The organism is Clostridium ljungdahlii (genome assembly GCF_001636845.1).
In the GTDB taxonomy this organism is placed as follows: Bacteria; Bacillota; Clostridia; order Clostridiales; family Clostridiaceae; genus Clostridium_B; species Clostridium_B ljungdahlii_A.
Map to the genome: position 1 here is coordinate 160,635 of NZ_LITT01000058.1, position 25,792 is coordinate 186,426.

A 25,792-nucleotide genomic window follows, 5' to 3' on the forward strand; every position below is an offset into this window, starting at 1 on the left:
GTAAAAGGGGGTCAACAATATGGTAAGTAAGAAGCTAGTAGTAGCGGCAGTCTTAGCGGCTGTAATTCAAGCAGGAAGTATTAGTGCATATGCACAAGGTAATTATACAACTACAAGGTTAGGTGGACAAACACGTATAGAAACATCGGTAAAGATAGCGAATAATTATAGTAATAGTAGTAAGGTACAGGCAGTAGTTGTAGCAACGGCAGAGAACTTTCCAGAGGCATTAGTAGGTAGTACACTAGCATCTAAGAATAAGGCGCCAGTACTATTAGTAAGGAAGACGGTACAAGACAGCCAAAGTACTATAGATTATATTAGGGATAATTTAAGATCAGGAGGGGTAGTTTATCTGTTAGGGGATAATAATTCAGTTTCATCGGAAGTAGAGAGTGCCATAAAGAGCAGTGGTTCTTTTAGTATAAAGAGGTTAGCAGGAGTAAATGAAGATGATACTTTAAGGTTAATAAACAATGAAGTAGGGGTAAGCCAGGGAACGCCAGTATTCGTAGCATCAAACAGTGATTTCCCAGATGCACTATCAGCCAGTGGGATAGCGGCAATAAAGGGATATCCAATCATATTAGGAAGTAAGGCAGGGTTATCAGCTAGTGCAATAGATACTTTAAGGAGTATAAAACCAAGTATGGTTTATATATTAGGAGGGGCATTGGTTATGCCTGATACAGTTGTCAACGATATAATGAACAATACTGGTTTATCGGCAAATAAAGTAATAAGGTTATCAGGTCAGGATAGGTATGATACTTCCTTAGCCATAGTAAAGTATTTCAATATAAGTACTAAGAATGCAGTAATAGCTTCAGGAGATAATTTCCCAGATGCGTTAGCAGGTAGTTCATTAGCTGCAAAGGAAAATGCACCAATAATTCTATTAGGCAGTGATGCATCAAGGCAGAAGGCATATTTAAAGAGTGCAGGGATAAATAATTTAACCTTCTTAGGTGGGGATTTAGTAATGACAAGTGCAAAGATGGATTCACTGATAACAGACACACCACCAGCTCAACAAACACCAGTAGTTCAACCAACCCAGCCAACAAACTCAACACCAGATACAGTAGTTCAACCAACACAGCCAACCAGCACATCACAAAGTCAAGGAAGTAGCTGGTCAGATTCAATGAGAAATCACCAATCCGGAAAAAATGGTGGAGGATTTGATACTGATACTGATTCTCATATTCACAATTAAAAGGTAATATAATAAAATATAGAATAAAAGGAAACTCCAATAACTGGGGTTTCTTTTTATGCATTATTTCAATCACTATAGTCAATAAAAATAAAGTAGATTAATTATGGTATAATATTCCTATTACATAGAAAATAGGGGATGTTATACATGCAGTTTAGAAAAATAAATAAGAAGTTTAGAAGAGGATTAGCAATAATAGTAGGGGAAATGGAGGGTAACGATATGAAAACAGATGGTATAGTCATGCATACAGCATTCTGTTTATCAGATAATCCACAATTGATATGTAATGCAACTATAACTAATCAGGACAAAATAATTTATATTTGTGGTCATGGAAACGCAGAGAAAAGAACCATAGGAAAACTATCCATGAACTATATAGCATCTGAATTAATATAATGTTGATGCAAAAAAGGAGACTATTTACAAATTGAATACGGGTAATTGATATATTAGAAATTACATGGAAAATAAAAATGCTTATGATGAAATAAATTAATTTAATAAAAATCAATAGTATCTATAAAGGGTACATTAAAGTTAACAAAGTAATTAGTATATACGCAATATAGGATTGATAACTTAATTAAGTACGTACTAACAGTGAAAGTTATATTATATACAATTGGGGTAGAATCAAATTCCAAAATGCAAAACAAATAAGCTTAAAAATCATTCAATAACTATAATACATATAATATTAAAGCATATGAAATGCAAATGTAGTGCAAATAGAATACATATAAATAACTTTTCTACTTAACATATATTGATTTAAAAAATGAATAGTACTATAATAAAAACAAAAGCAATAAGCGAGGTGAAATTATGTTTGAAAATTTTAAGAGAGTAAATCTGACAACAGGGTTACCATATATGTCAATAACACAAAATGGAATTACATTTTCAAAAAATGTAATTATTAAAATGGGCAGACCAGCTTATGTTGAATTACTAATGAATGATGAAGATAAGCAACTAGCCATTAAAGTTTGTGATGAAGATGAAGAAGATTCAATACAATTTGTGAAAAGTAAAAGAACCATAAATGTGAGGTGGAATAATAAAGATTTTTTAAACACATTATCTAGAATAACAGGATGGAATTTGGAAAAAGAGGGATATCGTGTATTAGGTGATTGGTATGACAGTGAGAAGGCTATGCTATTTGAATTATCTAAAGCAACTCCAATTAAGGAGAAAAAAAATGAATCTGACGATTAAACAGTTTTATTGTTTAAGATAAAAATGAAGCTAATTAAGGCGGCAACCTTAACTAACATCATTTCTTTAAAAAAATTGTGAACATAAAATTACACATAAAATTATTTTAACACGTTCACATTTTTTTTTCAAGATTAGCTGAATAAGTTTAATAAATTTAATTAGGGAAGGTATTAAAATATTGAGTAAAAAAGTTATGAAAAGAGACAGTTTAAAAGAAAGAAAAGAAAAAATAAATAACAAATTATTACGAAATGAATTTCCATCAGACAATAAATGGGGAATACCAAAGTTGGCAAAAGCTAATATAGAAGTATCTGACGTTAAATTAATGGGATTTGATCGCATTGGAAGAACTGTTTTAGGAAATGAAGATAAGGTAATTCATTTTTTCCTTGATGATTCCAAATTTAATTGTGTTTATGATAAGCCAGAAAATAGTTTAAAAAAACTTGCTAGATTTAAGGCTGTGCTAACTCCTGATTTTAGTTTATATATGGATATGCCACCTGCAATTCAGATAAATAATGTTTTTAAAAACAGATGGTGTGGAGCATATTGGCAAGATTATGGTTTTACAGTAATACCAACAATAGGATGGAGCAATGAACAAAGTTTTGAATACTGTTTTTTAGGAATAGAAAGGAGGTCTACAGTTGCAGTCTCAACAGTAGGTAATAGAAGAAGTAAAGATGATTTTATGAAAGGATATGATGCAATGTTTGAGAGAATCAATCCGTCAATAGTCTTATGTTATGGTAAGCCGTTCCAAGAAATGCGAGGAGATGTAGTATATATTTCCTATTTAGATTCAACGGGGAGGTGTTGTGCATAAGTGGGAGGTAGAGGAAAATCATTAAGTTTAAATTACAAGCAAATAGATATTAAGAACTATAAGGATAGACTTGAAATTGAAGATATTATGCATAATGCAGACATTGTACGACAGGCTTTAAACGCTATTAATAGAGATTCATCTGAGACAAGTTTATTTAGAAAATGTTATTGTTGTGAAGAGCATATAATACCAATAAATTCATTCCATAAAAAATGTAATATATGTGGATGGATTGATGATGATTATCAGAATATAAATCCTAATAGTCATGATGGACCTAATGAACTTAGTTTAAATGAGTCGAAAATTATATTTTGGAGAAAAGAAAACTAAAAATGATAAGAGAAGAATATCATATAATGCATAATTCTAATGGAGGTTGGGATAAAAAGGCAATGTGGTTAAAGTAAAAAGTCATATAAATTGATAGATTATCTTTAAAAAAATTTAGATATAAGCCAACAGATACGTATGGTCATTTTACTAATGGAATGTATCCATGGAAAAAAATTGAAATCATTTAATAAATCACTATTACTTATATAGTGAGAGGATAAAATTTAAGAAAGAAGGTTTATTTTATGACTAATGTAGAATCTTCGCTATCAGATTTGACAAATGAAATAAAAGTTCATGGGGCTATTGTTATTGTGGGTGCAGGAATTTCTTTTGAAGCAGGACTTCCTTTGTACAATCAACTTGCTCCATTAATATGGCAAGTTGTAGATGAATTTCCTAGTATTAAAGATATGTATAAACGTGACCGAACTCTACCTGCTAAATTAATCATTGGTAATTCAATAGAAAATCTAAAAAATGCATTTAATTTTATTGAAAATAATGTGGAAGCAGTACTACGATTTAAAGAGTTATTTAAAATATTAAATGATAAACATCACAAGAATCCTTCTATATCACACCAGTATTTGTGTCAGTTGATCCATGCTGGATATATTAAAATTGTTGTATCTTTTAATTGGGATGATTTATTGGAAATGGCTTGGGAACAACTATATGGCACTCAAATTAATGACAATAAAAATAATTTATTAAAACCTCATGGTGACGTACGCAATGTTAATTCGAAATGGATATTTCCAAATAGCTCTGGTGAGATAAGTGTATCGGACAAGAAATCAATCAGTTTAGCATCTGAAAATACCCCATGTACGTTTATTATATTAGGTTATTCTGAATCTGATCCTAATATTGTTGATCAACTTATTGAACCAAATGAAGTAAAAAATAAAGTGTTTAGAATATCTCCATCAGCAATTGATTCTATTCCATTAATGGCATCTGAAGCTCTTAATTCTATCGTAAATAATTTATTACCAAAAGTAACTGATCATTGGATTCATTTGGATTTCTCAAATCAAGTTGGTTTAGAACATGCCATAATGGGTTACCGTCTTCGGGAATCTGATGTATTAGCTTGTCCTAAACTTCCTCAGTTTAGTGAGGCTAAATACAAATTGGAACAAGCACATAGTGTCATTATAGAAAGTGATCCTGGTTGTGGAAAATCTATAACAGCGTATCAACTTGCATATGATTTTTTAATTTCAGGGTGGGAAGTGATTAAATATGATAACACGAAAATAATTTCTTGCTCTGACGTAAAACTGAAAAACAATGGATATAAAACAGTTTATATTATTGATGATGCACAGCAGTTAGATAAAGGTGTGATTAATAAACTTTTAGGGTATGCAAATAATACTCGAAAAATAATTATTACGCAAACACATACATTTGAATTCCCATCTGAAAGTGTGTCAATTTCAAAAGAGCAATCAGTTAAAACAATTTATAATCATTATTTAAAGAATAAAAGTACAATTGTTCCTATAGTTGCAAAGATAAATAAAAAAGTCAACCGGAAAATAGGTGATCTATATATGGATACGCCTTTTGAATACATTTTGAACTTAGCTTCACATGAGAGTACGCCATGGTTGTTTAATTATTCCCTAAGAGGTGGATGGGAAAACACAAAGAATCAATATAGTATAGCAAAGGAATATAAATGTTCAGATATTCTCTTGACTTTAATAGCATTTAAACAAATTATTTCATTAGATAAACCAGTAGAAAAAAATTGGCTTATTGAATCTGTCCAAATATGGAAATATAACTCTGATTGGTGTAATAAATGCTTAAATTTCATGTTTCGAGAAAAAATGATTTTGTCTTTAAATGAAATTCGTACTATGCATTTACAAGCAGCCATTCGTATTGTAATATGCTTTGTTGAAAATCATTCTGTTGAAGAATGTCAACCTTTATTTAAACTTATTAAATCTGAAATGTTAAATAAAAATACTCCGCTTCAGGGAGTTCTTTGGTTTTTCAACTTATTATTTGGTTTTGAAACAAAATATAAAATACTGTATAATATTCTCAACAAAGAATATTGCTATTCATTATTAGATAGATGCATGGTACAAACTGATTCATCATCAATTTTATATGGAATTTATGTAATAGATAATGTAATTCATAGGGACGGACAAATAAAATACAGAGAAATTTGTAAAAAATATAATAATACATTAAAACTCTGGATGGAACAAGTGAATAATAATACTGCCTATTCTTTATCATTGATTTTAAATGATATGATAAATGAAGATAAGGATTGGAAAGTTAAATGGGTTGAGTGTCTAAACATCTCTTCAATTTTTCAAAATTTAAGAAATATAAATACTAAATATCTTTATGATTGGGCAAGTTTTATTGATAGACTTTCAGCTTGTCAAAAAAGGAACTGGAAAAACAAGTTTTATTTAGAACTACCAAAACGAGAAATAGAATTATCACTTTCGAAAACTATTTACACTGATATAAGTGGTATGATGAAAATGATATATACTTTGCTTCAATTTGACAAGGCATATGGTCATAAAAAATTTATAGATTGTTTACCAATTATTAGCCAAGCTTTACATCATAACTTTTCTGATGTTTTAGCTGATCTCGGATTAGATTTTTTAATGTTTATTTGTGGTGAAAATCTTTTTGGTATTGGTCATCCAGATAAATTGCAAAAACAATCAACTAAAGCGTTTATTAATTGTATTAAGCCTGAGATGATTTCTAGTTGCTTATTGACAAAAACTCCTAGAGATTATGAACGACTATATAGATTTATTTTTGAAATACATTGCTATGATCCAGAAAAAATGAAAATTGCTGTCCAAACCATTGATTTTAAAATATTAGATGAATATACTGTTGATTTATGGAAAACACAACCTAGAGAGTTTAGCATGCTTATTAATATGATTTCGATGTTTAGATTAAAAGAAGTAGATGACTGGATTTTTTCTCATTGTAAAGATATGGACTTTTTACGACCAACTTTGGTAGCAATTTCACCTCAAACAGTTGAACAATTTTTGAATGAAAATAAGGAAATCTTCCTTGTTGAGGATAAACAAAATCTATGGAGTTTAAGTGCCTGTGCAGTTAAAAAATTAAAAGCATATGATAAAAATGTATGTAAGGAAGTAATACATAAAAATGGTACTCGTATTAAAAAAAGTCTATTGGAATTGACCCCACTTGATTGGGAGGACTATTTTAAATTCTTTAGCCAGCTCATTAAAGCAGATTTGACATTTGTAAATTCTATATTTGAGGAAATAAATCTTGAAAACCTTAAGATAATATGGATAGATAAAATGAATTCTACACAATATCCAGATAATAAGCAGAAAAAAGCTCTACAAGGATTTAAAAGATTACTTGTTATAATACAAAATGCTACTGATGATATTGAGCTAAACAAAGTTATTATATGCTTGAAATCAGAGGTTAATGAAAGATTGATAAATGCTCACTAAAAATGCTATATAAAGAAGTTTATGCTTCAATGATAAAAATCATACAAAAAGATTATAAAGGAAGTATTATACCTACTCTATTTAAAAATCTATCTAAATGTGAAAATATAATTTCTAGCATTAGGATAAAGTAAATAAAAAAGTAGAGGATGAATATTATAGGTTAATTTTATATAAGATAAAAATTATAAGCACTTGCCTTTATATTTTTTAGAAACTTTTGAATTGGTACTATCAATAAATATAATACTAGGAATATGAGTTTATTGAAGTAATAAATGTATAAGACGTATAAATAACAATATATATGAAACCTTTAATAAAAGAGCATTGTCATGCGTAAGGATAATGCTCTTTATCATTAATCAAAACTTTTGCTTTCAATAAAACTGTAGTTGTTTTGAAGTTGATAAATTTAAGTATTGAATTTTTATAAATTCTGCTTTACCATACCCTTCAAGTTATAAATTTAAAAGAGAAGGATGTGTAAAAATGTTTCAGAACGATAGGTATATGACTTGCGGTATTAAGCATGATATCAATGAAAAAAATCCTGTGACTTTCTTATTGTTATGGAACCTCATTGATGAAATGGAAGTTGATGAAAATAAGAAAGACTATTTACAAATATTTGTACTGCGTGCTAAGTTTGATAAAAAAAACTTACAGGAGATTGTCCACATGCAAGAAAAACCACCATATAAGAAGGTGCATAGATATTTTACAGAGATACCTATAGATGCTAAGGTTTATGCTATTGATGATGGGGAGCACTCAACAATGTTACTTGCAGAAGAATATTAGGTTTATTTGATGAGCTATAAATAAATTCTATATCAAATTATAAATAGTACAAATATGAAATTTGATAGGCATAATGTTAAATTTATTAAAAGGTAGGTGGTCATTAAAATGAGGTTTGAGTATATTGAGAAAACCCTGCAGGAAAGGTATCCATATATTAATACAGGTGATTATATATGGAATCAATTGGTAAGCGCGGATAACGAGTATGGGTCTGGTTGGCATGATCTTATTATTGAACTAGTAGAAAAAATAGAAAACATTTATAAAAAGAATAATATCAATGTTTGTGAATTTAAAATTGACCGAATTAGAGAGAAATATGGAGAATTACAATTTGATGCATTATCAAGTATAAAAGAAGTGTATGCTGTAATAGCAGAATATGAAAATAAGGCATATACAATTTGTGATGAATGCGGTGAAGTAGGTAGTCTATGTGAGAAAAATGGTTGGTTAGAGACATTGTGTGAAAAGTGTGCATTTAAGAATGGTTATAAAAAGTTGGAATAAATAAAAAGGTATATTTTGAAATATTTTTAATAGAGATAAGGAGCTTGTAAAGTTTACAGGCTCTTTATTTTTGCCTTAAATACAAATGATATTTAATAGTATATGTTCACTATAGGTAAAATGTGTTGAGTAGTCATAAAAATAAATTTGTATATATAAAATAGTACATTAAAGTTGCTGGCTGATAGCAGAGAATAACCTATATAACACTGATAATAGGGAAAAAATTCTATGTAATAAATTGTAAGTTTAATAATGTTTGTTATATGGTTTATTGAGTTAAATAAATAGTTGAATAGTGTCCAAAACAAACCAGATTGTGTCACAATTGTTTTTTATGAATTTAATGGTATGTTATAAGTGTAAAGAAGTAAAATTAACCCCAGTGGGTTATATGTGATTTTGAATAGTTATGTAAAAATAAGTAAAATTAATAAGAGATATATAATTATAAGTTTTATCTATACTTAAAATATATTTAGATTGTGCGTGTAAGAGGGCGTTTGATATATATACATATATAATAAAAAAATTGGTAGGGAGGAAAGCAAATGGATAACAGTAAAAATTAACTCTGGAGTTGGTAAGGTATGGTTTACTGGATGGATAGATGCCTATAGGTAATTTTACATTGTCCAAGCTTGACAGTTACTATATGCAACATTAGAACAAAATATGAAACTTAAGGAGGGTTTAATTATGCATGGTAAGTTTAGCATATCACTTCACTTAGAAAATGAAAACCTTGGGGAGATAATTCGAGACTTTAAAACAGATATTTATATAGATGCATTAGATGGGTGTTCTATTGATTACATTAAAGAGTGCATTATATCAGCTTGCAATAGTGCAGTTAATATTACTAATGACATTGATTTAGGAAATATCTTGGAATAATATGGATATAAGGAAGCTTACTACATGTAAAGGATAGCTTTGGCTGTCCTTTTATTTATATTTAAAAAGTAAATTATTTTGAGTTAAAAAAATTTAATGGAGTGGGTTTCATTATGCATATAAGAGACTTGTTAAGAGGAATAAAAGAGCAAATTATTTCAATTTATAGACTAATTAAAGCTTATAGAAGATAAAGCATATTATAAAGGTTTAGTGCCTAAAATACAGGTTTATGTATTTTAGGCACTTTTTTATTTAATACATTTAATCTTCTACTTTAATAAGGCTAGTTTGAAAATTTAGGACATTGCGAGCTATGTAATTATTTTGATTGAAGTAATTATAATTGAAATACTCAAATATGACTAGTAGCTAAATTGGAAGTATATTCTATTTTAATAATTCAAATGTATTTTAGATTCATTCATGTAGCTTGCTAATAAATAAAGCAGACTTTATTTATTTTTGAATTTGAAATTTATGTTAGAATAATGAAACTTTCATGTAGCTAGTGATGAAAAAGGTATTTCTTTAATTAGAAGCAACATTTCATAAAAAGTATGATTAATCTATCAAATAATATTAATAGACAACAGATAAAGAACTTTTATAGTTATGAGCTAAATGATATGAAGTGTTTATCCTATAGAAGTAAATTATTTAATTTACAGGGAATGCGTGTAATTTTCATATTCTAAACTTAATTTAATTGCTATGAGGAACATTACGTATACATCATAAAATTTCTTAATTGAAGTCATAAATTTAAGAAATTTTATAGCTAAGAAAAAATCACTATAGATATAAATAGTAAATTAAGAAATTAAATATTAGATTTTTTAAAAATTATTGCAAAATTGATTGAGATTAGGGGGATAGAGAGAAATAACATCAACTGTAATTATGTATGAAAATAAATTTAAGAAAAAAGTATTAAGTTATGAATGTAAAGATAAAAAGATGCATAAAAAACTATAAGTTAAACTGTCATAGGATACTCTTAAAACAAATGTGAATGATTGGAGGAAAGGCTATGAAGCAAAGAAAATTAATAATGAGAATGACAAAAATAGTTCACCACTGTTTCATGGATAGGGAAGATAACTTGTATAATAAGCCATTTGGACGTCTTGCAGAGTTAGAACTTGAGAAAGAGAGACAAGACTTCCTAAAGGATTACATTGACTTCATAATGCATAGCGATATAGTTGCAGAAACTACTAAGATTTATATAAGAAGTCCTTTTGATTCTGTGGCATCTTCGATTGTAGATTATAATAGAACACTTCCAGAAGGAATAAAAAGTATAAATATTAAAACAGCTGAGTCAAATTGTAATAATAACACTAATAAGTTACTGGAGTATTTTCCTGATGATATGCTTTATAGTGTAATATACAGTAAAAATTGTAATTTAGAGCATTATAATAAACTCTTAGATCTAGCTATAGCTAAAAGGTGCAAGAAGAATAAAATATTTAATAACCTTATACTAAAATTACCTACTGATGTAGAACTTCAAGATAGTTTAGATGAAGATGAGTTTTCGGACTTTGTTAAAATTATTGCTCCATATCTTAGAACTCATATCAAGTATTTAGAGGAAAATATTTCATGTAAAGCAGTTGGATACCTGTTCTATTTAATTTCAACACGCCAGTTGTATGGAATTGATAAAGATAGATATAACCTGTTAAAAGAAATGTTAGAGTAATATTAAGGCAATTCAATAACTAGTTAATAAAGATAAAGCGATCACCTTTTATAAGTGATTGTTTTATTTTAGGTAAAAATAATTAATGTTTTAGATTTATAGTTAATGTTGTAGGCTATTTAATAGCTAGTAATATTTTAGTGTTCATAAATCAATTGATTTTATAAACATAAGATCAAGAAAGAAAAGTAATGAAAAGTGTAGACCAATTGTTTCAATTTTATGACAAAATTGTATATGATATTTGAATATATTTTCATAGACAATTATAGTACCATAAAGAGGTGATTTTTTTGATTTATGGATATATGAGAATAAGCACTAAGAAGGAGAAACAGACAACGGATAGACAAAAAATAACATTAGAAACTTATGCAAAAGGCAATAAGTTTAAATTTGATAAGATTGTAGAAGAAAGGGTAAGTGGAGCTGTTATAGCTGAAAAGAGAGAAGTTTATAGTGATCTAAAAGCTAAAACACTAAGAAAAAATGATATTCTTATAATAACTGATTTAGACAGATTAGGCAGAGATGCAGATGACATAATTTCAGAACTAAAAGAACTTAAAAGTAGAGGAATAAGAGTTATAGCTTTGGATATACCTTACATGAACAAATGGCAAAAGTTAATGGATAGTAGTTTGTACAATATGATTATTGATATAGTCATTACTTTAAAGGCACATATGGCACAGCAAGAAAGAGAGAAGATGGTTGAACGAATCAATTAAGGCCTAAATGCAGCAAGAGCTAGGGGAACTAAATTAGGCAGACCACAAGTCGAGTTACGAAAAGATTTTATTAAAGAATATGAGAAATTTAAAAATGGAACATATGGTAAGATGACTGCTTTAGGGTTTGCAAAGATGCTTGGAATAGGTAGAGCGACCCTATATAAATATATAAACATTTATAAGAATAAAAACTAAAAAAGATAATAATATTTATGATAAAGGCAACCCAACAGAAGTGGTTGCCTTTATCAATAAAAAATACTTATAAAAGATATTTAAACCCCCTGCGTGGTTGGCAATCTTTTTTTTTATATCTTGTATCAATTAAATGATAGGAGAGAAGAAAAAGATGAAAAATGGCCTAAATTTTGTAAAACCACTTATTCAAATTGTGTATGACAGAGGTGAGATAAATGAGCTTACGTATAAAAAAATCATGCATAAGTTAAAAAAGGAGGAAGCTAAAAATGAGAGAAGTAACTAATAAAAATCGTAAGGTAGCAATCTATGGTCGTGTTAGTTCTGAGCATGAGTCACAACTATCAGCCTTTGCAAATCAGATAAAGTGGTATGATGCACAGGCAGAAAGACATCCTGAGTGGGAAATAGTAGAAAAATACTTTGATAAGGGTATTACAGGTACTCAGGCAAGAAAGAGACCAAGCTTTCTAAAAATGATAAATGATGCAGATCAAGGAAAATTTGACTTAATAGTAACACGTGAAGTAAGTAGATTTGCACGTAATACACTTGATGCACTTAAATATACAAGGCAACTCAAGGAACATGGGATAGAGGTTCGTTTTCTAATTGATGATATTAGCACTTTTGACTGTGATGGAGAAACAAGACTTACTAATATGGCTGCATATGCACAAGATGAGAGTAGAAAAATTAGTGAGCGTGTTAAGGCTGGTCAATATATAGCAAGGCATGAAAAAGGTGTTCTTTATGGAAGTGGAAATATACTTGGATACAACAGATTAGGAAAAACTTTTATTATAGATGATGAACAAGCTGAAACGGTAAGGATGATATTTAGGATGTATTTAGATGGTTATGGACTAAGGCTAATAAAAACAGAATTATTAAAAAAGGGAAGAAAAAATTCAAAAGATCAGGTGAAATGGTTTGAGTCAACAATAAGCAGAATGCTAGAAAATCCTATGTATATAGGTAAGCAATACCAGAATAAGACATATGTAAAAGACTTCCTGGATCATAAAATTGTAAGGAATGATAAAATTAATTATTTGTTAATAGATGGAAAGTTTGAACCTATTATATCAGTTGAAGATTTTGAAAAAGTAGCAGCAATTAAAAAAAGGAGGGTCAAGAAGAATCCTGGTCAAAATCCTTATGGTATTAAAACATCTAATGATAAATGGATAAATTTATTGGAATGTAATTGTGGTTCAAGATTTCAGCAGTATAAGTGGAGAAAAGACAAAAAAACAGGTAAAATAAAAAAAGGATATGCATGTAGAAATAGAATAAACAATGGTAGGACGGAGTATAGAAAAAATAATAATTTACCTTTAGATGGGGTGTGTGATAGAAAAACAATTTGTGATTGGCACTTAGAACTTATGATAAAAGACATACTTGAAGAAATATGGGGCTTTCGCAAAGAATCAGTGATCAAAGCTTTTGAACTTATTAAAGATAACTTTGTAGATGATAATATTAACAATGTTAGTACAATAAATAAACTTAATTCTAAGATATTAAGGTACAAGAAAAAAATAAGTGTGCTTACTGATTTATATACTGATGGTGATATCATAAAGAGAGATTTTATTGATAACCGAGATCAGTATAATGGATTCATTAAGACAGCAGAAAGTGAAATAAAACGAATTGATGGAGGCGTAGGCTTAGAGAAAAAAAATTTAGAAAATAAGCTACAGCATATAAAAAAAGTATTAGAACAATTAATTGATTTTAATGTTGAACAATTAGATGATAGTTTAATTAGGCAACTTGTGGATAAAGTTATAGTAAGAAGTGATAATAAATTTGAGTGGCTTTTAAATATCTCTGGTGGTGAAATGGGAGATGTATTCAGTTTTATGCTTAATGAGAAACTTGATATTAAGAGACAAAAGAGTATAGAAACAAGAGATACAAAATATACTTTAGCATTTAGCTCAATAATAAGCTTTGATAGAGCTAGGGCGTACAGAAAGCAATATAACAAATATCTTAGGAAAAATCAATGGACAGATATTAATTATGAGGTTTATGTGAGATAATAAGCAAAGATGAGGCCTATCCAGATGGATTGGTCTTCTCTTTTTAGAGTCGATTAAAAAAGGGCATTTAGATAATAAATTTAAATTTAGTGCATGAAGAAAAAAGTCGTTATGTAAAAAGTGGAACACATAATAAGTGACAGTAAGCTTCTATTAAAAGATTTTTATAAATAAAAAGTACATATATAATAGGAAGGAAAATTTTTACTAGACTGATAAAAAATAAGCAAAGACTATTTTTAAACATTTACATAGAGCAATTTTTAGTATATTATTAATATAAAGATGCTCCGTAATAGTAAAAAATGGAGTTTGGGCTATTAAGATAGCAACAGCTCAAGCTCAGATAAAACATCCAAGAAAGTAATTAAAAGTATAGTAATAGCTTAAAAAGCCTTATAAAATGGCAATTTGAAGCTATCTGTACTATGGCATTGTAACTTAATTTCACCATTGATTTTAAGTACAATGCCATGTTTTTATATAACAAGTTGATTAAAATTATTAGTGCTGCAAACATTTTAATAAATCATAGTGTACAGAAATATCATTCCTATATTCATCAATAAAAATACGATATAGTATTCTGTCATTAATCAGAGTTTGTACAAATATACCATTTGAATAAATGTCATACTGTTCGTCTTCAAATTCAAACATCTCCTTATTAGTTTTTGTAGCTTCAATCATAGTTCTGTCAAAAATTTTAATTTTTTGAAAAAACATTTCTTCACAACTAATTACCATAATATACTCTCCTTTGTATTATTGAACATTTAATATGTTCATATTTTTGTATTTTACTGTTATATAGAATTAGCTAGCTTGGGTTTGAACCCATTTTCAATCCAATAATTTTTGCTATATTGTAAAAAAACTTGCCTGTCATAATTGTTTTCTGTTTCAACATTGTAGAAAATTTTTTGACTGTTTATACTCTCTTTGCCTCTTCTGTCAATTCGGGTATAAGATCCATCTATATTTAAGATTCTGGTTTTTACGGTATCTGCAAGTCCAATACTTAAAATCTCCTTTACCTTAGCTATTGCACTTTTGTCTTCAACTGGAAATAATAACTCTATCCTTCTATCTAAGTTTCTATTCATCCAATCAGCACTGGAAAGATAAATTGTTTCATCTCCATCGTTATAAAAATAGTAAATACGGCTGTGTTCCAAGAATTTTCCTACTATGCTCTTTACAGATATATTTTCACTTATTCCTGGGATACCAGGCCTTAGACAACAAATTCCACGTACAATTAAATAAATATTAACTCCTGCACTTGAGGCTTTGTATAGAGCCATGATAATTTCAACATCCACCAAAGAATTCATCTTTGCAATAATTTTAGCGGGCTTGCCAATACTTGCATTTTTCGTTTCTTGAGATATCATATATAGGAAACGATCTCTTAAATTTAAAGGTGCTAAGCTTAACTTATATAAGTCAGTTGGATGAGAATGTCCCGATAGCATATTAAATACAGCAGATGCATCTGAACCTATATAAGGATTTGTAGTAAACAACCCCAAATCTGTATATAACTGTGCTGTGACATCATTGTAATTGCCTGTACCTAAATGGACATAACGTTTAATTCCATCACTTTCTTTACGAACAACAAGCAATATCTTGCAGTGGGTTTTAAGGCCAACCAAACCGTAAATTACATGACATCCTGCCTTTTCTAAACGCTTTGCCCAGAGAATGTTATTTCCCTCATCAAATCTTGCTATGTTGGCAGTCAACTGTAAATCTTCATCAGAAAATCCAGTAATATTTTGACTGGAAATTATATTATAAGATTGAATACAATGGTTACAGGCATCCACAAAAATTCCTACATCATGAAGAATAGAAGCCGTCTGTAAATAAAGTCTCTCATTTTCTCCAAGCTTATGAAGTTTTTTTGTTTGATCAAATATTGATAAAGCAATTTTTTCAACAAAAGCGGCATGCCTTTTATTAATTCTGTATTTTTCAGCTATATACCACACGGAACTAATAATGTAATTTTGAGAGTCTTCTTTTCTATCAATGCCAAGAAAATCTTCTGCTAAATCATATAAAATGCCTTTTCGTAAGGAGGCCATTGGAATTTGTATATTTTTGTTTTTAGTTATTTTAAGAAAATAATGAAAAATTAAAATTGAAGGTAAAAGTAACTCAGCAGATTTATAAGAAACATTATATGTAAATCTTATTTGATCGTTTGTCATATTTCGAATATGCTCATATAATTCTATAAAGTCTTCTCTTTTTATAAAGTTGCCATTTTCAAAAAAAATTTTTTGCTTATTCAAATCACTTCTTTTCCATATGATTTTTGAAATTGTCTTGAGTTCTCCTCCCAGGCCTATTATGTATTCAAAACTAAGGTTTTCTATAAAACATTTTATGGAATAAAGTTTATTTTCAATAAACTGTTCCATTATTGAAGGAAAATCTAATGTTTTTGCTTCCAATTCACCTAAGGTTTCTCTAAGACGTAAAGATCCTATTTTTGACTGCTCAATAAATTTTAGCTGTCCTTCTTCATAAATTGATACCTCAACAGCTCCTGAGGTAATATTTATAACTAATACTCGTCTTAAAGTGGTTAAATTAAAATTGTAATTAATTTCCTTTAGCATAAGAAGACGTTCTTGAGTAGCATTAATGCATTCAACAAATAAATCTGTTCGAAGCTTTATTTGTTCTAGAATATATTGTTTATTTTCAGCTTCTCTGATTCCACTAGTAGAAATAGCTTTATAAAAATTTACATTATAATCTTTTATTAGCTGTGTAAAATTTTTTAAATGGTAGCACGTTTGATGCATAGTTTGTATAGAAATTTTCTTTGAAGTAAAGGTATCCTTACCTATATTTGTAGGTTTAATTACGTCTTCTAGAATTTTTATAACTTTATCTTTATGAATTTCTGCTATACTCATTTTTAAATAATTAGAGCCTATGTCAATAGCAGCAATAGTATCTCCTTCTTTGATTTTTTTCATAAGGCTTTCCTTCCTTAATATAAAAATATAATTATTATGATAATTTCTACACTTTCCATATCTAATTATAGTATAATTCTAAAGCTTATTGTCGAAAGTTTACATTTCTTAAACGTACTTAACATATACTTAACATAGCCAAAAAAGTTGCAATAAGGGGTGTTATATGATAGTCGATTAAGTTGTTGCAAATGTTTTAGTTATTGAATAAAATTAGAGATAAGTTTATTAATGGCATGTGTTTTATACTGTCAATAATTAGAAAGTTTTGAATTGAAAAAAGGAGAGAAAAATGAAGCAAATAGGGATTATTGATATAGGATCAAATTCAATAAGATTGGTACTTGCTAAGATTAGTGAAAACAAATGTTTTAACATAATAGACGAAGTAAAGGAAACTGTACGGCTTGGCAAGGATATGACTATTCATGGAGAGTTAAATTCTTTAAAGATAGAGAAAGCTATAAAGGCAATATCATTTTTTAAATGTTTATGTGAAGCACAAGGCATTACAGAAATTATAGCAGTAGCTACAGAGGCAGTGCGTAAAGCATCAAATCAGTCAAAGTTTATAAATAGGGTTAAATCAGAATTAAGCATTGAAATAAGGGTATTATCAGGTACAGCAGAGGCTTATTATGATTATTTTGGAAATATAAATAGCATGGACATTTCTAACGCACTTTTAATGGATATTGGAGGAAGTAGTGCAGAACTTATTTGGGTTGAAAACAGAAAACTTAAGTATTCCATTAGTTTGCCTTTTGGTGCAATAAATTTGACAGAAAGATTTTATTTAAATGAAGCTATAGATGAAAAAACAGAAAAGGATTTGAAAAAATTTATACTTTCTTTTTATAAAGATATACCATGGTTAAAAGAGATAAAAAATTTACCTTTAATTGGTATAGGAGGAACATTCCGAAATATAGCTAAGATAAGCCGAAAAAAGAACGAATATCCTATAGACAATATTCATAATTACACAATAACTATGGATGAGGTAGAGGAAATATACAACATGATAAAAATAAAAAATCAGGCAGAACGAAAAAAAATAAAAGGGTTGTCTAAAAACAGGGCAGATATATTTTTGGGTGCTGTCGGTGCTATAGTTACTTTATCTCAATTTCTGAACTTAAAAAAACTTTATGTAAGTGGATGTGGAATTAGAGAAGGAATTATTTATGAATATATTTTGAAAAATAATAAACCTTTGAAAGATGTTTTAGACTTTTCAATAAACAATTATATGGTTAATCATGAAATGAATTTAAATCATGCTAAACAGGTATGGAAACTTGCTGAAAGTTTATATAATGACCTTAAGCCAATACTAAATATTAATTGTGATTACTATAATATTTTAAAAACAGCTGCTCTTCTTCATGATTGTGGAATACACATAAGTTATTATAATCATCATGCCCATTCTTTTTATATAATCTTGAATTCTAAAATAAATGGTTTATCACATAAGGAGCAACTTATGGCTGCGTATATAGCTGCTCTTCATAGAAAAAATGATTTTAAGATAAATTTACAGAAATATGGCAAGGTAATAAGCGAGAATGATATAGAAATTATTGAAAAACTAGCTGTACTAGTACGAATTTGTGAAAATTTAGATGGTGGTATACATGGGAATATAAGCAGCGTATCCTGTACTATAAGGTCAGATAATGTAACTATAAATGTCAAATCCAAGACGGATTCATTTTTAGAAATAAGTCAGGCGTTAGAGTGTACTGCAGCTTTTGAAAAAATTTTTAGTAAGAAGTTAATTATTAAAGCTAGTTGATTTTATAAATGTTCCTAATTAAACTGAATATAAAGTTTCATACTATTAAACAATAATAGTATGAAACTTTTTTTCTACGTATTTTCCTAGACTTATAATAAATTTAAGTTGATTAATATTATTAGAACATTTTTTTAGTATATAGTAAAAAGAATTATGGTTACATTTTGATATGTTTTTATAATAATCTCTAGATATTTTCCAAAATTTTTGAGGAAAAGCTAAATAAGATATTATATATTTATAATCATCTAATGTTAATGGAAAAGTTTTTTCGTATAAATTTAAACATTCTAATGTTATATCTAGCTGCCAATTAGTAGAATTTCGCTTTAGAAATCTTCTTAAGAAATAGGAGATATCATGTGCACAATAGTCTATGCTGCATTTATCAAAATCTATTATCCAAATTTTATTGTTATTATCAAATATTATATTTTTATTTACATAATCTAGGTGGCATAGGCAGGTATTTAGATTATCATAGTTTATAGAAGAAGATATTCTAGAGGACATTTGTGCCAGTATAAGGTTAATTTCAAAATATTGTAGAAACAATTGCGAGAATTTATCTTTATATTTAACTGCCAAATTTGAGCAATTTAACAGCTGCTTAGAATGTTTTTCAAAAGATATATATGTTTTTTCAAAATTAATCCTTTCAATACTACCTTTAATGGGAGTGAAACTTTTGCTTACTTTATGCATTTTTGCTAAATTAGATATGGATACTAAGAGATGATCTTTAATGTTATAATTACATTTAGTACCCGTTATCCAGGGAGTAAGCATAAAAAGCATTTCATTATATTTTACATATCGACCTCCATAAATTGTAGGTAATATTCTAGGAACTCTAATGTTATTTCTAAAAAGCCATTCTATGGCAGAATATACAAAAAGTAAATTTGCTTCATCAAAATATACTTTCTTTAAACAGTAATTTTTATTTAGATGACTTACTTTATATACTGCCCTCTGCTTATCTGTATTTTTAAATTTGATTCTATCTATAGATGCATTATTCATATTGTAATAGGGAAGTACGTATTTTTTTACAGTTTTTTCAGATAACAAATCCATACAAAAACTCCTCAAAAGTTGTTCCTCTATAATAATATTAAAGTACCTTTTATAATATACATTATTCTTAAAAAAAGAAGTTTTAGAAAATAAAATGTAACAAATTTCTTATATAGAGAGGAATAATTTTTAATAGTATGTGGGCAAAATAGGAACAAATACATAGCATTTACAGTAAAGTTACAGAATTAAATTATATATTATATATTTATAAGTAAAATTATGCAGTTTTGAAATTAAAAATTTTTTTTATTGAAGGATATTTAATTTTTGTAAAGAATATATATAGTATATTCCTTATTTGAGAAAAAAAATATTTATTTTTGAAGAAGGAATATAGTAATTTATGTCGAATATATTTATTCTTGAACATAATAATTTAAGATAGGTGGGGATTCGTTAGTGATATCGGAAGATGTCATTCAAAAAATAAAAGATGCAAGTGATATAGTAGATATCATATCTGAAAGTGTAAAGTTAAAAAGGTCAGGTAGAAATTATTTAGGACTATGTCCTTTTCATCATGAAAAAACCCCATCTTTTAGTGTATCTGTGGATAAGCAAATATATAAATGTTTCGGTTGTGGTGAGGCAGGAAATGTAATAACGTTTGTTATGAAACTGAAAAAATTAACTTTTCCCGAAGCATTGAAGATTTTAGCTGATCGAGCAAATATAGATCTGGATGAAACTGGTAATGGAAACAGCAATAGAAAGAATACTTATGAAAAACTTTATAAACTAAATATAGAAGCTGCCAGATATTTTTATAATTGTTTAAATAAAAATAAAATAGCTAAATCCTACATGTTAAATAGAGGAATAACAGAAAAAACCATGAACAAATTTGGTATTGGATATTCTGTTGACAGTTGGAATGATATGCTGATTTTCTTAAAGAAAAAAGGATTTACTGAACTGGATATGCTATCAGATGGACTTATAATTAAAAGTAAAAAGGGAAATTACTATGACAGATTTAGAAACAGAATAATTTTTCCAGTATTTGATTTTAGAGGAAAAGTAATAGGATTTGGAGGAAGAGTATTAGATGATTCTAAACCAAAGTATTTAAATTCTCCAGAAACTCATCTATTTAAAAAAGGTATTAATCTCTATGGATTAAATTTTGCCATAAAAAATAATACTTCTAGAATGTTTATAATTGTGGAAGGATACATGGACTGTATATCTCTTCATCAATATGGTATAACCAATGCAGTGGCTTCTCTAGGTACAGCTCTTACTATAAATCAGGCAAAACTTATGGCTAGATATGTTGATAAAGTTATAATATCTTATGATGCAGATGCAGCAGGTCAAATAGCTACAGTTAGAGGTCTGGATATACTAAAAAGTGTAGGATTGGAAGTAAGGGTTTTAGTAGTACCACAAGGAAAAGATCCTGATGAATTTATTAGGAATAATGGAAAAGATGCTTTTTTAGAACTTGTAGATAAAGCTCTACCACTTATAGAGTATAGAATTCAAAATATAAAAAGTAACATGAATTTCAATGATTCTGAAGATACTATAAAATATGTAGAAAAAGCACTAAAAATATTGTCTCAATTAGATCCTATAGAAAGAGAAATATATGTAAAAAGTATATCTGAAGAAACTGGAATAAGGGATCAAGTACTATATGATATGTTGAATGATAATATTCAAAAAAATGTAAAAAAAAATGAAAAAGTGAATATAGATGCTGGTTTTGGACAAAAATTATATTTAGAGCCAGCATATTTAAAGGCTGAGAGGGCTCTTTTAAAACTTATTTCAGAAAATGAAGAAGCGTTTAAGTATGCTCTAGATAAAATAGAAGTTGATAATATTATATTAGAAAGTCATAAAAAAATATATAGGTATATAGTGGAAAATATGAAATATGATATAGAAAAAAGAAAAAAATTTGTAGAGTTAAATTGTCATGACGTAGATACCTCTAAAGAATGGGTTAATATTATGGAAACTAAAATTAAATATGATAGCAGCAATTATAAAGATATGATAGATAATTTTATAGATAAAATAGAAAGACATAGATTGGAAAAATCCAAGAAACACATTATAAATAGAATAAAAGAATGTGAAGCTCAGGGAAATTTGAATGAATCTCTAAAACTGGCACAAGAATTAATTAAAATACAAAAAAGGATTGGTGAAATGCAGTAATGGCAAAAGGAGGCAATAAAATGAAAAGTAAGAGTGCAAAGCTACAGTTAGTTAAAAAAATCATAGAAAAAGGTAAAAAAAATGGCACCTTAACTTATAAAGAAATAATGGACGAATTAGAAGAGGTGGACTTAAGTCCTGAGCAAATAGAAAAAATATATGAAGCCCTTGAATCCATGGGAATAGAAGTAACTGGTGATGAACATGGAACAGAATCAAATGAGAAAACCTTAGATTTATCGGTTCCTGATGGAATTGCAATAGATGATCCTGTAAGAATGTATTTAAAAGAAATAGGAAAAGTGCCGCTGCTTTTACCAGAAGAAGAAATATCTCTTGCAAAAAGAATAGAAGATGGAGATCAAGTTGCCAAGAAAAAGTTAGCAGAAGCTAATTTGAGATTAGTAGTCAGCATAGCTAAAAGATATGTAGGGAGAGGAATGCTTTTCTTAGATTTAATTCAAGAAGGGAATCTTGGACTTATAAAGGCAGTGGAAAAGTTTGATTACAGAAAGGGATATAAATTTAGTACCTATGCTACATGGTGGATAAGGCAGGCAATTACAAGGGCAATAGCAGATCAGGCAAGGACAATAAGAATACCTGTTCATATGGTAGAAACCATAAATAAACTTGTAAGAGTTTCAAGGCAGTTACTTCAAGAACTTGGAAGAGAACCTCATCCAGAAGAAGTAGCGCAAATAATGGAGATGCCTGTAGATAAAGTAAGAGAGATTATGAAAATAGCACAGGAGCCCGTATCTCTTGAAACCCCTATTGGAGAAGAGGAAGACAGTCACCTTGGAGACTTTATACCAGATGATGAGGCGCCAGCACCTGCAGAGGCAGCAGCTTTTACAATGCTTAAGGAACAGCTTATAAATGTATTGGATACCTTAACTCCAAGGGAAGAAAAAGTTTTAAGACTTAGGTTTGGGCTAGATGATGGAAGAGCTAGAACTCTGGAAGAGGTTGGAAAAGAGTTCAATGTAACTAGAGAGAGAATAAGGCAGATAGAGGCCAAGGCTCTTAGAAAGCTAAGACATCCAAGTAGAAGTAAAAAATTAAAAGATTATTTAGATTAAGGCACCCTTTTCAAGGTGCTTTTACTTGTCTGGAAAACTAATTTGCAGACTTTCAAATAGGAGCAGAATATAACTTTATGATATAATGTTTAATAAAGAAGGTGAGCAAATATGAAAACTACTTATAAATCTGCAAAAGGAGTAGGAGTATGGGTTATAGCAGGTATAACAGTTGTATACAATGTATTTATGATAGTTCTTATGAATTTTATAAATTCCTACGAAATATTTAATCTTTTTAAACTAGCATTTATAGCTGTAAATGTTTATCAAATTTATTATATTATAATTTGTGGAACTTTAAAATACTCTATGGACGAAGAAAATTTATATATAACCAGTATGTTTAAGTTTAAGAATGAAAAAATTCCTTTTAAAGATATAAGAATGTATCAAAAATCTAATGAATACATTAAAGGGGTAAAGCTATCAGGATATGGGAAAAGTAAATTTGCCATAGGAAGATCGTTTATTCATAAAGTAGGTAGAACGTATATGTTTGTTACTTCAACTAAAAATGTTATATACTTAAAGACAGATGATATAACTTATGGAATATCACCGGAAAACTTTCAAGAATTTGAATTAAAAATACAAGAAAGACATATAGAAAATTTACAGTGGGAAAATAAATTAAATAAGGGTGTTGAACTAAGAAAAGAACCCCAATTTTTTGTACCATTTATAATTGCAGCAGTTACAGTTCTAATGCTTACATTAAACCCTATAATCATGTATCTTTATGGAAATTTGCCAGATAGAATGCCTTTAAGCTTTAATCCTAATTTTATAGCTGTAGAATTTGGAACAGGAAAGCAGTTTGCATTTAAACAAATGACATATGGACTTTTGAATATGGGACTGCTGTTTTGTATGTACTATGCTGCATATATTTTTTCTAAATATGATAAAAAGGTTTTTTATAAGTTTATATATACTGCATTAGTAGTGGCAGCATTTTTTTTAATTATGCAGATAAGAATACTTTATACATTTAAATAAGACATTTGAAAGAAAATAGGCTAGCATACTGACTAGTTGTTTATTTTGAAATGCCTAATATTATTTTGGAATGGAGAATTATATGGAAGTTAGTTTAAGGCTTAAAACTGTATCAAGTATGGTAGACAATTGTGAATGTGCAGCGGATATAGGTACAGATCATGGATATGTGCCTATTTATCTAGTAGAAAGTAAGGTGTGTAAAAGGGCTATAGCTTCAGACATAAATAAAGGTCCTGTGGAAAAAGCTAGGTTTAATATAAAACTTCATGGATTAGAAAATAAAATAGATGTAAGACTCGGTAGTGGACTTGCCCCTATAAAGCCTGGAGAAGCTCAGCATGTGATAATTGCAGGTATGGGAGGTAATCTTATAAGGGATATAATTATTGATGGTATGGAAGTATTTAAAAAGTCAGATGCTCTAATACTTCAACCTATGAGAAATTCTGAAGTTCTTAGAGAATATATATACAAAAGTGGTTTTAAAATAATAGATGAAGAATTATGTATTGACGAAAACAGATTTTATGAGATAATAAAAATAAGATATGATAATGAAAAACAAGAAATAGATAGTATATTCTATGAAGTGGGAAAGGCTTTGATAGACAAAAAGCATAAGCTTCTTTTAAAATTTGTAAGAAGTAAGATCGAATCTTATAATAAAATAGTTTTAAATATAAAAGACAATACGGAGCTAGCGAGAAGGAGAAAAGAAGATTTATGTAATAAAATAAAGAAGCTGCAGGAGTTGATAGAATGTATTTAAGAGTACAGGATGTACATGATATATTGGAAAAAAGAGCACCTTCCATACTTAAAGAAAGCTATGATAATGTAGGACTTATGGTAGGAGATATGAAATGTGAAGTAGGATCTATACTTGTGGCTTTAGATTGTACACTAGAGGTAATAGAAGAAGCTGTAAGGAATAATTGTAATCTTATATTTACCCATCACCCACTACTTTTTAAAAGGCCATATACCATAACTACTGATACTCTAATAGGAAAGAAAATAATAGAGTTAATAAGAAATAATATAAATGTATATTCCAGTCACACTAATCTTGATTCTGTAAAAGGCGGAATAAATGATATTATTATGGAAAAGCTTGGACTTACCAATCATAAGGTTATTGAACCTTCTAGAATTAAGAATTATGGTGAAAATGATTGTGGTATAGGAAGAATTGCAAGCCTTACCGAACCTATGACTTTAGCTAGGTTTTGTAATGAGGTAAAGAAATGTTTGAATATATCTTCAGTTAGATATTCAGGAAATGAACTTAAAATTATAAATAAAGTGGCTCTTATAAACGGAAGTGGCCAGGATTATTTTGATGCAGCTAAAGTATTAGGTGCAGATTGTGTTATTACAGGTGATACTACTTATCATTATGTAAGTGATTTTCAAGAACAAGGTATAGCTGTAATTGATGCAGGACATTTCGGAACAGAATGGCCTGCTATGGAAATTATAGCTAATTTTCTAAGACATGAAATAAAAGTAAGAGGATTTGAGAATACTGTAATTTTGTCAAAAGTAAATAAAAGTCCGTATAAATATAAGTAGAAATGAAGGTTGAA

21 protein-coding genes and 1 pseudogene are annotated in these 25,792 nt (G+C 28.6%); 19 read left to right on the forward strand and 3 right to left on the reverse strand.

The genetic code is table 11. The features are described from left to right. Nucleotides 1-19 precede the first annotated feature (19 nt). From WY13_RS16275 to WY13_RS16330, 13 genes and pseudogenes are all read left to right on the forward strand, one after another. Complete coding sequence (locus WY13_RS16275; RefSeq protein ID WP_063556638.1) at nucleotides 20-1,219, forward strand: cell wall-binding repeat-containing protein; 1,200 nt, start codon at nucleotides 20-22, stop codon at nucleotides 1,217-1,219. A 150-nt stretch (nucleotides 1,220-1,369) separates the two neighbouring features. After that, nucleotides 1,370-1,624, forward strand: coding sequence for a hypothetical protein (locus tag WY13_RS16280; RefSeq protein ID WP_063556639.1), 255 nt, complete (start codon nucleotides 1,370-1,372; stop codon nucleotides 1,622-1,624). A 429-nt stretch (nucleotides 1,625-2,053) separates the two neighbouring features. Beyond that, nucleotides 2,054-2,449 (forward strand): hypothetical protein, encoded by a 396-nt coding sequence (locus WY13_RS16285; RefSeq protein WP_063556640.1) that lies wholly within the window; start codon nucleotides 2,054-2,056, stop codon nucleotides 2,447-2,449. 181 nt (nucleotides 2,450-2,630) lie between these two features. Then, entirely contained in the window at nucleotides 2,631-3,284 is a 654-nt protein-coding gene (locus WY13_RS16290) for a DUF4417 domain-containing protein (RefSeq protein ID WP_082848543.1), read from the forward strand. After that, nucleotides 3,285-3,620, forward strand: coding sequence for a CPCC family cysteine-rich protein (locus WY13_RS16295; RefSeq protein WP_063556641.1), 336 nt, complete (start codon nucleotides 3,285-3,287; stop codon nucleotides 3,618-3,620). It begins immediately after the preceding gene. 248 nt (nucleotides 3,621-3,868) lie between these two features. Beyond that, complete coding sequence (locus tag WY13_RS16300; protein ID WP_063556642.1) at nucleotides 3,869-7,135, forward strand: hypothetical protein; 3,267 nt, start codon at nucleotides 3,869-3,871, stop codon at nucleotides 7,133-7,135. A gap of 492 nt (nucleotides 7,136-7,627) precedes the next feature. Beyond that, nucleotides 7,628-7,939 carry a DUF960 family protein gene (locus WY13_RS16305; protein WP_063556643.1) on the forward strand — a complete coding sequence of 104 codons (312 nt, stop codon included), beginning with the start codon at nucleotides 7,628-7,630 and terminating at the stop codon, nucleotides 7,937-7,939. A gap of 108 nt (nucleotides 7,940-8,047) precedes the next feature. Next, nucleotides 8,048-8,452, forward strand: a complete 405-nt coding sequence (locus tag WY13_RS16310) for a hypothetical protein (RefSeq protein ID WP_063556644.1) — start codon at nucleotides 8,048-8,050, stop codon at nucleotides 8,450-8,452. A 699-nt stretch (nucleotides 8,453-9,151) separates the two neighbouring features. Further along, the gene (locus WY13_RS16315) at nucleotides 9,152-9,349 is read left to right on the forward strand and encodes a hypothetical protein (protein WP_063556645.1); all 198 of its coding nucleotides are present in this window, start codon (nucleotides 9,152-9,154) and stop codon (nucleotides 9,347-9,349) included. A 1,033-nt stretch (nucleotides 9,350-10,382) separates the two neighbouring features. Continuing rightward, nucleotides 10,383-11,063, forward strand: coding sequence for a hypothetical protein (locus tag WY13_RS16320; RefSeq protein ID WP_063556646.1), 681 nt, complete (start codon nucleotides 10,383-10,385; stop codon nucleotides 11,061-11,063). 293 nt (nucleotides 11,064-11,356) lie between these two features. Beyond that, nucleotides 11,357-11,992: pseudogene (locus WY13_RS16325) on the forward strand (recombinase family protein). A gap of 154 nt (nucleotides 11,993-12,146) precedes the next feature. Then, nucleotides 12,147-12,281 carry a hypothetical protein gene (locus WY13_RS22140; protein WP_278321797.1) on the forward strand — a complete coding sequence of 45 codons (135 nt, stop codon included), beginning with the start codon at nucleotides 12,147-12,149 and terminating at the stop codon, nucleotides 12,279-12,281. Then, nucleotides 12,265-14,052 (forward strand): recombinase family protein, encoded by a 1,788-nt coding sequence (locus WY13_RS16330; RefSeq protein WP_063556647.1) that lies wholly within the window; start codon nucleotides 12,265-12,267, stop codon nucleotides 14,050-14,052. The genes WY13_RS22140 and WY13_RS16330 overlap by 17 nt, the downstream gene beginning before the upstream one ends. Nucleotides 14,053-14,556: 504 nt before the next feature. Here the strand turns inward: WY13_RS16330 and WY13_RS16335 are convergent. Together WY13_RS16335 and WY13_RS21945 are read right to left on the reverse strand one after the other, a co-directional pair. Next, nucleotides 14,557-14,799 (reverse strand): hypothetical protein, encoded by a 243-nt coding sequence (locus tag WY13_RS16335; RefSeq protein ID WP_063556648.1) that lies wholly within the window; start codon nucleotides 14,797-14,799, stop codon nucleotides 14,557-14,559. A 59-nt stretch (nucleotides 14,800-14,858) separates the two neighbouring features. Continuing rightward, on the reverse strand, nucleotides 14,859-17,054 hold the full coding sequence (locus WY13_RS21945; protein WP_242866533.1) for a hypothetical protein: 2,196 nt from the start codon (nucleotides 17,052-17,054) through the stop codon (nucleotides 14,859-14,861). 292 nt (nucleotides 17,055-17,346) lie between these two features. Between WY13_RS21945 and ppx the strand changes: the two genes are divergently transcribed. Further along, nucleotides 17,347-18,855, forward strand: coding sequence for an exopolyphosphatase (ppx, locus tag WY13_RS16345; protein ID WP_063556649.1), 1,509 nt, complete (start codon nucleotides 17,347-17,349; stop codon nucleotides 18,853-18,855). A 45-nt stretch (nucleotides 18,856-18,900) separates the two neighbouring features. Here the strand turns inward: ppx and WY13_RS16350 are convergent, their stop codons facing one another. Next, nucleotides 18,901-19,938 (reverse strand): CotS family spore coat protein, encoded by a 1,038-nt coding sequence (locus WY13_RS16350; RefSeq protein ID WP_063556650.1) that lies wholly within the window; start codon nucleotides 19,936-19,938, stop codon nucleotides 18,901-18,903. Nucleotides 19,939-20,340: 402 nt separating this feature from the next. Between WY13_RS16350 and dnaG the strand changes: the two genes are divergently transcribed. The 5 genes from dnaG (at nucleotide 20,341) to WY13_RS16375 (ending at nucleotide 25,778) form a co-directional block, all read left to right on the forward strand. After that, a complete protein-coding gene (gene dnaG / locus WY13_RS16355; RefSeq protein WP_063556651.1) occupies nucleotides 20,341-22,113 on the forward strand; it encodes a DNA primase in 1,773 nt (590 codons plus the stop codon). Beyond that, complete coding sequence (gene rpoD / locus WY13_RS16360) at nucleotides 22,113-23,198, forward strand: RNA polymerase sigma factor RpoD (protein WP_063556652.1); 1,086 nt, start codon at nucleotides 22,113-22,115, stop codon at nucleotides 23,196-23,198. The genes dnaG and rpoD overlap by 1 nt, the downstream gene beginning before the upstream one ends. Before the next feature lie 111 nt (nucleotides 23,199-23,309). Next, complete coding sequence (locus tag WY13_RS16365; RefSeq protein WP_063556653.1) at nucleotides 23,310-24,200, forward strand: PH domain-containing protein; 891 nt, start codon at nucleotides 23,310-23,312, stop codon at nucleotides 24,198-24,200. A gap of 82 nt (nucleotides 24,201-24,282) precedes the next feature. Beyond that, a complete protein-coding gene (locus tag WY13_RS16370) occupies nucleotides 24,283-24,972 on the forward strand; it encodes a tRNA (adenine(22)-N(1))-methyltransferase (protein ID WP_063556654.1) in 690 nt (229 codons plus the stop codon). Beyond that, nucleotides 24,963-25,778 carry a Nif3-like dinuclear metal center hexameric protein gene (locus WY13_RS16375; protein ID WP_063556655.1) on the forward strand — a complete coding sequence of 272 codons (816 nt, stop codon included), beginning with the start codon at nucleotides 24,963-24,965 and terminating at the stop codon, nucleotides 25,776-25,778. The genes WY13_RS16370 and WY13_RS16375 overlap by 10 nt, the downstream gene beginning before the upstream one ends. Nucleotides 25,779-25,792 lie beyond the last annotated feature (14 nt).

Excerpts from the sequence above, each read along its gene's own strand:
- WY13_RS16285 (WP_063556640.1), top strand. The coding sequence starts at position 2,054 with ATGTTTGAAAATTTTAAGAGAGTAAATCTGACAACAGGGTTACCATAT.
- WY13_RS16275 (WP_063556638.1), top strand. The coding sequence starts at position 20 with ATGGTAAGTAAGAAGCTAGTAGTAGCGGCAGTCTTAGCGGCTGTAATT.
- WY13_RS16335 (WP_063556648.1), bottom strand. The coding sequence starts at position 14,799 with ATGGTAATTAGTTGTGAAGAAATGTTTTTTCAAAAAATTAAAATTTTT.
- WY13_RS16305 (WP_063556643.1), top strand. The coding sequence starts at position 7,628 with ATGTTTCAGAACGATAGGTATATGACTTGCGGTATTAAGCATGATATC.
- WY13_RS16315 (WP_063556645.1), top strand. The coding sequence starts at position 9,152 with ATGCATGGTAAGTTTAGCATATCACTTCACTTAGAAAATGAAAACCTT.
- WY13_RS16280 (WP_063556639.1), top strand. The coding sequence starts at position 1,370 with ATGCAGTTTAGAAAAATAAATAAGAAGTTTAGAAGAGGATTAGCAATA.
- WY13_RS16300 (WP_063556642.1), top strand. The coding sequence starts at position 3,869 with ATGACTAATGTAGAATCTTCGCTATCAGATTTGACAAATGAAATAAAA.
- WY13_RS22140 (WP_278321797.1), top strand. The coding sequence starts at position 12,147 with ATGAAAAATGGCCTAAATTTTGTAAAACCACTTATTCAAATTGTGTAT.
- WY13_RS16310 (WP_063556644.1), top strand. The coding sequence starts at position 8,048 with ATGAGGTTTGAGTATATTGAGAAAACCCTGCAGGAAAGGTATCCATAT.
- WY13_RS16320 (WP_063556646.1), top strand. The coding sequence starts at position 10,383 with ATGAAGCAAAGAAAATTAATAATGAGAATGACAAAAATAGTTCACCAC.
- WY13_RS16350 (WP_063556650.1), bottom strand. The coding sequence starts at position 19,938 with ATGGATTTGTTATCTGAAAAAACTGTAAAAAAATACGTACTTCCCTAT.
- rpoD (WP_063556652.1), top strand. The coding sequence starts at position 22,113 with ATGGCAAAAGGAGGCAATAAAATGAAAAGTAAGAGTGCAAAGCTACAG.
- ppx (WP_063556649.1), top strand. The coding sequence starts at position 17,347 with ATGAAGCAAATAGGGATTATTGATATAGGATCAAATTCAATAAGATTG.
- WY13_RS21945 (WP_242866533.1), bottom strand. The coding sequence starts at position 17,054 with ATGAAAAAAATCAAAGAAGGAGATACTATTGCTGCTATTGACATAGGC.
- WY13_RS16365 (WP_063556653.1), top strand. The coding sequence starts at position 23,310 with ATGAAAACTACTTATAAATCTGCAAAAGGAGTAGGAGTATGGGTTATA.
- WY13_RS16370 (WP_063556654.1), top strand. The coding sequence starts at position 24,283 with ATGGAAGTTAGTTTAAGGCTTAAAACTGTATCAAGTATGGTAGACAAT.
- WY13_RS16375 (WP_063556655.1), top strand. The coding sequence starts at position 24,963 with ATGTATTTAAGAGTACAGGATGTACATGATATATTGGAAAAAAGAGCA.
- WY13_RS16330 (WP_063556647.1), top strand. The coding sequence starts at position 12,265 with ATGAGAGAAGTAACTAATAAAAATCGTAAGGTAGCAATCTATGGTCGT.